The 7566-nt window shown below is 64.1% G+C and carries 8 protein-coding genes; 2 read left to right on the forward strand and 6 right to left on the reverse strand.

The window, feature by feature from the left end:
* Window positions 1-779, forward strand: a 779-nt coding sequence (locus AC5RWT_RS32200; protein ID WP_494083769.1) for a ubiquitin carboxyl-terminal hydrolase 14, incomplete at its 5' end; no start/stop codon positions are given.
* A 760-nt stretch (window positions 780-1539) separates the two neighbouring features.
* Here AC5RWT_RS32200 and AC5RWT_RS32205 read toward each other — a convergent pair.
* The 6 genes from AC5RWT_RS32205 to AC5RWT_RS32230 form a co-directional block, all read right to left on the reverse strand.
* Window positions 1540-3621, reverse strand: coding sequence for an amylo-alpha-1,6-glucosidase (locus AC5RWT_RS32205; protein WP_494046043.1), 2082 nt, complete (start codon window positions 3619-3621; stop codon window positions 1540-1542).
* The gene (locus tag AC5RWT_RS32210; protein ID WP_494046044.1) at window positions 3621-4016 is read right to left on the reverse strand and encodes an SCP2 sterol-binding domain-containing protein; all 396 of its coding nucleotides are present in this window, start codon (window positions 4014-4016) and stop codon (window positions 3621-3623) included. Before AC5RWT_RS32210 ends, AC5RWT_RS32205 begins: the two co-directional genes overlap by 1 nt.
* A gap of 88 nt (window positions 4017-4104) precedes the next feature.
* Window positions 4105-4344 carry a hypothetical protein gene (locus AC5RWT_RS32215; RefSeq protein WP_494083770.1) on the reverse strand — a complete coding sequence of 80 codons (240 nt, stop codon included), beginning with the start codon at window positions 4342-4344 and terminating at the stop codon, window positions 4105-4107.
* Window positions 4345-4807: 463 nt separating this feature from the next.
* A complete protein-coding gene (locus AC5RWT_RS32220; RefSeq protein ID WP_494083771.1) occupies window positions 4808-5578 on the reverse strand; it encodes an SCO1664 family protein in 771 nt (256 codons plus the stop codon).
* Window positions 5578-6129, reverse strand: coding sequence for a DUF3090 domain-containing protein (locus AC5RWT_RS32225; protein ID WP_494046047.1), 552 nt, complete (start codon window positions 6127-6129; stop codon window positions 5578-5580). The genes AC5RWT_RS32220 and AC5RWT_RS32225 overlap by 1 nt, the downstream gene beginning before the upstream one ends.
* 24 nt (window positions 6130-6153) lie before the next feature.
* Window positions 6154-6846, reverse strand: coding sequence for a histidine phosphatase family protein (locus tag AC5RWT_RS32230; protein WP_494083772.1), 693 nt, complete (start codon window positions 6844-6846; stop codon window positions 6154-6156).
* Window positions 6847-7109: 263 nt separating this feature from the next.
* Between AC5RWT_RS32230 and AC5RWT_RS32235 the strand changes: the two genes are divergently transcribed.
* A partial coding sequence (locus tag AC5RWT_RS32235) for a Type 1 glutamine amidotransferase-like domain-containing protein (RefSeq protein ID WP_494083773.1) occupies window positions 7110-7566 on the forward strand: 457 nt, incomplete at its 3' end.

The raw sequence follows: 7566 nt of genomic DNA on the forward strand, positions 1-7566 counted from the left end.
CGCAGGACATACCCCACCGCCAGGTTCTCGTCCTCGCCGCCCTGGCCGTAGTGGGCGGAACCTTGGTGCTGCAGGGATTCAGCCTGCCCTGGCTGGTGCGCAGGCTGGGACTGCATGGTCCGGACCCCGGGCAGGACGCGCTGACCCAGGCCTCGATGCTCCAGCAGACCGTGGCAGCAGGACTGGAAAGGCTGCGCACGGCCGCTGTGCCTGAGGACCCGCCGGAAGTCTTGGCCATGCTGCAGCGTCGGACCGAGGAACGCAGCTTGGCAGCCTGGGAACGGCTGGGCCGGCCGGAAACCGAAACCCGCACCCCCAGCCACCGCTATGCGCAGCTGCGGGTCGCCATGCTGGACGCCGAACGGGCCAAAGTCCTGGAACTTCGCGGAACGGGTGCCTACCCTGCCGAGGTGGTGGATGAGGTGCTGGAGCGGTTGGATGTTGAAGAATCGATGCTCGACGCCGCGGTCGACGACGGCGGCACCCGCCACGGGGCGTTCTTGGCCGTACCGCAGGAGGTGGCGGCCGGCTGCGGGCACCTGGGCCAGGCACCGGACCGGCCGGTTCCGGTCGACCCGCAGTGCCGCGACTGCCTCAATGAAGGAACCACTCCGGTCCACCTGCGCCTGTGCATGGAATGCGGAAACGTCGGGTGCTGCGATTCTTCTCCCGGCCTGCACGCGGCCCGGCACTACAGCACAACGGGACACCCAGTCATGCGCAGCGTCGAACCGGGTGAGTCGTGGCGCTGGTGCTATGTCGACGAAGTCTTGGGCTGAGGCACGCCGCTAAGCGATCGCCTAGTAGTAGTTGGTTGGGTCAGGCCCGTCGTTCGGGCTCCGGCCCCCTTGATTTATCTGAGCGGCGCATCTTCACGATGGGATGCAAACGTTGGTGAAGTTTGCAGAAATGACTGGAAACCCCTCTCGCAATCACGCACGGAGATTTGAGGTTATTCGACTACGGAACGTGGTTGAATTTAGGTTCAATGTGTAAGTTTCTGACCTCCTGAGACCTTTTGCGATGGCCGCTAAGAACACGTGTTCTTAGCGGCGGCCATGCGCTTTTTGCCACCGGTTGGCACGTCAAAATGATGCCGCCCGCATTTTGACGGCAAGGAATGACTGGCCAACGTTCGAGTGACAGAACGATGGGTCTGACTGCTGGAACCGGTCGTCGGGAAGATCGTCGGGGCGACCCGAAGCCACCGTGTATGGGTGCCCGAGTATGGAATCCGGAGGCGACCGAGTCACCCGCCCCGAAAAGATTGGCGCATTGTTTTTCTTGACAGCCTTACCCTTCCGGAATCGACTAGGTTTCGTTGCAGCTGGGCCGACGGGCCTTAGTGCGTTTGGGATAGGGGAGCCCTATGACGTCTGACTTTGCATCGCAGCGATTGGGGTCCGGGCGAGATGACGCCGTTAGACGCGTCGGGGTGAATGATCGGGGTCGCTGGACAGATCCCCCCCGTCATCGACTTGGTCTGGTCATAGTGGACGAGTGCGACCGGCAGTGCGTATTAGACTGCGGCCGCCATGTCTACAACGGCGGCCGGCTCATCACACGCGACGTGTCGAAGCGTCCACGCCCGAATGCGTCGATCCGTCCCCAGCGGCCCGGGATGTCGATTAGCTCCAGCCGGCCGACGGTCGTCGGGAGCGCTGGATCCACCACGAGGTGCTCACCCATTGGTTCGAGCCCGAGCATCGTGCGCAGAAGCAGGAGCGGTGCGCCGGTGGACCATGCTTGGGGGCTGCACGCGGTGGGATACTGCACCGGGTACTTCGTCATAGATTGTGGGTATCCGCCGAACGCTTCGGGGAGGCGCCCGTCGAAGAACCGGGACGCTTCGAGAATGCCGGCCGCGACCACGGCCGCCTCGTCTTTATAGCCGTAGCGGCGGAGTCCCCATGCGATGAACGAGTTGTCGAACGGCCAGATCGTCCCGTTGTGATAGCCAACGGGGTTGTACCGGCCCTCCCCGACGGCGAGGGTCCGGATTCCCCAACCCGAAAAGAGCCGGTCGCCCATGAGATGTTCGACGACGGCCTTGGCCTTCGACTCGTCGACGATGCCGCTCCACAGGAGATGGCCGTTGTTCGATGTGAGCGAGTCGACCTGACGGCCGTCAGTGTCGAGAGCGATCGCAAAGTACTCACCGTCAGTGACCCAGAAGTCGCGATTGAATCGTTGTTTCAGCTCGGCGGCCTGATCTTCGAGCTGGTTGGCCAAGGCGGGGTCGTTCCACACCTCGCGTGCCAGCCGCGCGCCGCGCACCTTGGCGTCGTACGCGTAGCCCTGCAGCTCGCAAGTGGCTCGCGGGAAGCCGGGCAGCGTGCCGTCGTGGTAGGAGATCGAGTCCCAGGAGTCCTTCCAGCACTGGTTCTCGAGCCCGGTCTCGGCGTTGCGCCGCTCGTAGGCGATGTAGCCGTTGCCCTGGAGGTCGGCGTAGGCGTCGATCCAGTGCAGCGCGGCGCGTGCCTCGTCCTCGAGCTCGCGGACGAGCGTCGTGTCGCCCGTCCACCGCTCGTACTCGTCGAGCAGGACTACGTACAGCGGCGTGGCGTCCGCGGACCCGAAATACGGGGAGTGCGGGCGCTCCTCGAAGGCAGTCATCTCGCCGAAGCGCATCTCGTGCAGGATCCGGCCGGGATCCTCGTCGCGGAAGTCGTCGACACGGGTGCCTTGGCGCAACCCGAGCTCGCGCAGCGTCGTCGCCGCCAGCTCCGCAGTGAAGGGCAGCGCCTGCAGGCTCGTGAAGATGCTGTCGCGCCCGAACATTGTCATGAACCACGGCAGACCTGCGGCCGGGAGGCTGCGGCTCCCCGCGGTTAGCGGCGAGAAGCGGAGCGCGGCCAAGTCGATTAGGCTTCGGCGGTAGGTCCTGGGCAGCGCCTCCCAGTCACACGCGAGCCGCGGCGCCTCGTCGAGCCACCGGGCGAGGTTCTGCGCCATGTCCGTGATCGGCCGCTTCATCTGGTCCGAGAGCGACCGCGCTTCGCCCTCCTCTTTCTGTCCGATTTCCCGTGTGAGCATCTCGATGGCGATATCGAGATCGGTTGTCCAGGTCTCGTGCGGCTCGATCGTGATCTCGAACGTCAGCCCGTTCTCGTCGAACGCGCACGGCTGCGACGATGAGATCGCCGTCGACTGCCTGTACGTGTCACGCCGGTACGTCAAGAGCAGCGAGCCCCCGTCCACCCGCTTCTCGTAGGAACCCTTCTTCTGCAGCGCGTCCTTGACCTCGAACAGATCCGCAAAGTCGCAGTCCGCATCGATCCGCACGGTGAGATCGACGGGCGCGTCGTCGTGGTTAAGGATCGACAACTCCTCGTGGAAGCCGTTGCCGACCGCACGCTGGCGGATCACTGAAAGCGTCGTGTTCACATAGACGCTCCCGATCCCGGGGACGAGGAAGAACCGGGCCTCGAAGTACTGCAGGTCGTCGGTCGACAGCGAGGTGAGACGGTCACCGTTCACGGTGAGCACCCACTTCGACAAGAACCGGGTGTCGAACGAGAACAGCCCTGTCGGGTCCGACGACGAGGCCTCAATATCGCCCCGCGCGTCGCTGACTACGAAAATATTGCCGTTGAGGATTTTCACCATCTCGTCGCTCATCACGCGCTCCTTGTGCCGACAGTCGGGTCCCACCCGCGGGGCGGGGCGGGGAAGATCCGCTGGATCGCGGCCAACAGCTCGAGATCGCCGCGGAATTCCAACGCACCGCGCAGGACCGCAGCCGCTAGGTTTTTACGTCCACCGACCAGTTCCTCGAAGAGTGAGCGTTCGCCGCGGATTATGCCGTCGGCCGGGCCAGCCTCGCGATCCACGGTGAGCTCGCCCTTGTCAACGGCCACGAGCCATTGCTCCGTGTGCGCGCCGTCCACGAGATCAAACCTGACGCGTCCCGAGACCTTGCGTAACAGTGGCTCGCGGCCACGCCGACCGAGCTCGTCGAAGAACATCGCCACGGGATCATCGGCCGGATTCTTTCGGGACGTCGAGGTCGTCATAGGATCATCTCTTTCCATCAGGGGGCCCGGCCGGAAGGGCCCGGCCGAGTCGGTCACTTGGCGACCAGGCAGGCCCGCGGCGAGTCCTTCAGTTCGGCGGCCATGATTTCGCCGCACCCCGATAGGACGTGAACGGTGAGACCAGCATCCGGCCGTGCCGCACCGGCAAGAGGTCCTGTTCGCGGGTGAGGTTTTGTTCCTCAAGCAGCGAGACAGGATCCGGGAGGATCCGGCCCATGTGGCTGGAGACCGGCGTCGTCTCCCGTTTCCGCTTGCCCTTCGCAGCACGTTCCTCGACGCTACGGTGCTTGACTTTGGTCTCGGCCATGAGCGAGGACCTCCCTCTTATGTCAGGGAACCGACACACCGGCACCACCTGCCCGGGGGTCAGCCCGTGCTGAGCGCGCAAACGCGCCTTGATTCAGTGCTCACTCAGAATGGCTGCACGGGTAGGTACCGGGCGACCATCGACAATGCGATTGTGGCCCCGCAGCTGCCAATCGTCAACGCGCGGCTGACAGAGCCCGGGGCAGGGCCCATATCTTCCGATAACGTGGCCAACTCCTGGTTCTCGTTCTTCAGGCCTTGCCCGTTCGCGGTGGAAACTAACCAAAAGTTCTACAGGTTAATCGGCTACGGAACGTGGTCGAGTTCCGCTTCAATGAATAGTTCCTAACCCCGGAGACTTATTGCGATGGCCGCTAAGAGCACATGTTCTTGGCGGCTATGCGCTTTTACGGCCACCCGTTGACAAGTCGAAATGATGCCGGCCGCATTTTGCTTCATACGAATTAGAACAGCGGCCAGGGCACCGCCGACATCTCACCGCTCGGAGCCGGAAACCGCCCTGCCAAGCGCAACCGAGCGCAGCGCGTGGCGAGCGATGCGATTTCTTCGGCGCTGAGCAACTCCGCCAGGTTTTGGCCCAGCCCACCGTGCAGTCCCTCGCTGACACGATCTATGCCGTCGCGTTCCTCGGCGGTCAGAGCGTCTCCCAGCCATCCCCACAGCACCGTGCGCAGCTTGTGGTCACGGTGAAAGGTGAGCCCATGGTCCACGCCGTGCCGGTGTCCGTCCGTCATGGCAAGAATGTGGTCGCCTTTGCGGTCGGCGTTGTTGACGACGATGTCGAACACCGCCATGCGTCTGAGCGCCGGCGAGTCTTCGTGAACGAGGGCGACTATCTGTCCGTTCTCATCTCGACCCTTGAGAACGTGTTTCCAGCCCGTCTCCGGCACCTGGTCCGCCGCGACCAGATTCACGGCGCTTTGGGCGGGGTGGTCTTGCTCTTGCCAGAGCTGCACCATTCCTTCGCCCATCGGACCATCGCGCAGCCAGGTGTGCGGCACGACGTCCCAGCCGAAGGCCTGCGAGACCAGGTAGGCGGCCACCTCCCGGTGAGCCAGGGTGCCGTAGGGAAAATCCCACAGCGGGCTTTCGCCTGCTATCGGCTTATAGACGACCACCACGTCGCCGATGCTGCCCAGGAATGTCGCGTTTGAAGCCGTCGTGATGCGGCCGGTGAGCGTCAACTCGGCGGTCACGAGGTCCGGCGCTGGCATCAGGCCTCGGGAAGGGTACAGATGTGCCCGTCGGCGTCTATGGGGTAACCGCAGAGCGGGCACGTCGGACGTCCGGCGCCCACGATCTCACGAGTGCGCTTGGCGAATGCGCGGGCGGTGCCGACCGGCATTCGCACCAGCAGCATTTCGGCCGCGTTAGCGCCGCCCTCATCAAGCGATTCGTCGTCGTCGGTATCGACATCGGTGATGGGGTAGGCCTCAATTACGACCTGGGCCGTCGTCGGGTCCCAACCTAAGCTCATGGAGCCGGTGCGAAACTGCTCCTGAACGGCCTCGAGCTGGTCATTGTCGACAAGTTCAATGGGAGTACTCGTGGGAACGCTGAAGGGGTTCCCCTCGACGGTGATGAGCTGGTCGAGAATTTCGTCGATCTTCTCCGCGAGCAGAGCCGACTGCTGCTTCTCCAAGGCAATACTCACGATCTGCGTCCCCGAACGCACCTGCAGATAGAACGTACGCGCCCCCGGAAGGCCAATGGTGCCAACGACGACCCGATCAGGCCAAGCGAACTCGTGAACACGTGCAGGCATGTCATTATTTTAGGCACATGAGGTTCATGGCGCCTTGTGCCCTGCACCGCCGCCCACCGGGGTATCGCCAGAGTGGATGCCGTTCGACAGCCACGACAGATCACCCGCGGCGGTGTTGGTCGCGTAGACGCTCGGCCGACTAGCGCCGTAGCGCACGATCGATACGGAGGCGGGGTCCACGTTAAGACGCTGGAACAGGTCAAGGTGCATGCCGAGCGCGTCAGCGAGGATTGACTTGATGATGTCACCATGACTGACCGCAACCCACACGGCCTCTGGCCCGTAATCGGCTTCGAAGGCTGCATCGTGACGTCGAATCGCTGCCACCGACCGGGCCTGCATCGCGGCCATGGATTCACCGCCGGGAAAAACGACGGCGGAGGGTTGCGACTGCACAACCGACCACAAATCCTCGGTCGCGAGATCACTGAGCGTGCGGCCCTGCCACTGGCCGTAATCGCACTCGGTGAGAGCCGGATCGACCGGCGCGTAAGGCGTGCCATCCTGGCGATCGAGGATGAGCTGGGCGGTCTGCTGACAACGCTCAAGAGGGCTCGACACCACAGCGACTAAGGGCACGGCCGCGAGCCGGTCTCCGGTTAGAGCCACCTGGTCGCGCCCGACCTGGTCCAGGCTGACGCCGACGGCGCGGCCGGCCAGAAGCCCAGCGGCATTGGCTGTGGTGCGGCCGTGCCGCACAAGAATAACTGTCGCCATCCACCCAGCCTAACCACCCGCTCGATGGCGATGTGAACCGCACAGGGTCGCGCGTCGAACAGGCAAATAGAGCACTCATGGATGGACGGACCAACGTGAGGTCTGCGTCCACGTCGAACTGTGGACAAAGCTTGACTGGGTGTGTACCTATTGAAGGGCCGAGCACCAGACGGGCGTGCTTACCGGATCTGTCGGTGAGTTCTAGCCCGGTCCCACGGCTTCGGGTACATCCACCATCCACGCGCGGACTCTCTGGAGGCACGTTGAAGCTCTTGCTTACCTCAGGCGGCGTGACGAACCCGAGCATTCACTCTGCGCTCGTGCAGCTTCTCGACAAGCCGGTCGCCCAGTGCCGCGCCCTGGTCGTCCCGACAGCGCAATGGGGTCACCCGATGTGCGGACCGGCATCGGTGCGGGGCCTCCTGGCCGCCGAGCACGACTTCCGTCATTTGTCCGGCCTGGGCTGGGCGTCGCTCGGCGTTCTCGAGCTCACCGCGCTGCCCACCATCGGCGCGGATCGGTGGGTCCCCTGGCTTCGGGAAGCCGACGTGCTCTTGGTCGACGGCGGCGACGCGACGTACCTGTCCCATTGGATGCGGGAGTCCGGGCTGACCGAGCTGCTCCCGTCACTTCCCGACACGGTGTGGGTGGGAGTGAGTGCCGGAAGCATGGTGATGACGCCCCGGATCGGGGAATACTTCGTCGAGTGGCCGTCCGCTC

Source organism: Arthrobacter sp. Dra40 (assembly GCF_059091905.1).

What these genes read in the sequence shown, in the direction of transcription:
- AC5RWT_RS32205 (WP_494046043.1), bottom strand. Translation starts at nt 3,621, where the DNA reads ATGAGCGACGAGATGGTGAAAATCCTCAACGGCAATATTTTCGTAGTC.
- AC5RWT_RS32230 (WP_494083772.1), bottom strand. Translation starts at nt 6,846, where the DNA reads ATGGCGACAGTTATTCTTGTGCGGCACGGCCGCACCACAGCCAATGCC.
- AC5RWT_RS32210 (WP_494046044.1), bottom strand. Translation starts at nt 4,016, where the DNA reads ATGACGACCTCGACGTCCCGAAAGAATCCGGCCGATGATCCCGTGGCG.
- AC5RWT_RS32225 (WP_494046047.1), bottom strand. Translation starts at nt 6,129, where the DNA reads ATGCCTGCACGTGTTCACGAGTTCGCTTGGCCTGATCGGGTCGTCGTT.
- AC5RWT_RS32215 (WP_494083770.1), bottom strand. Translation starts at nt 4,344, where the DNA reads ATGGCCGAGACCAAAGTCAAGCACCGTAGCGTCGAGGAACGTGCTGCG.
- AC5RWT_RS32220 (WP_494083771.1), bottom strand. Translation starts at nt 5,578, where the DNA reads ATGCCAGCGCCGGACCTCGTGACCGCCGAGTTGACGCTCACCGGCCGC.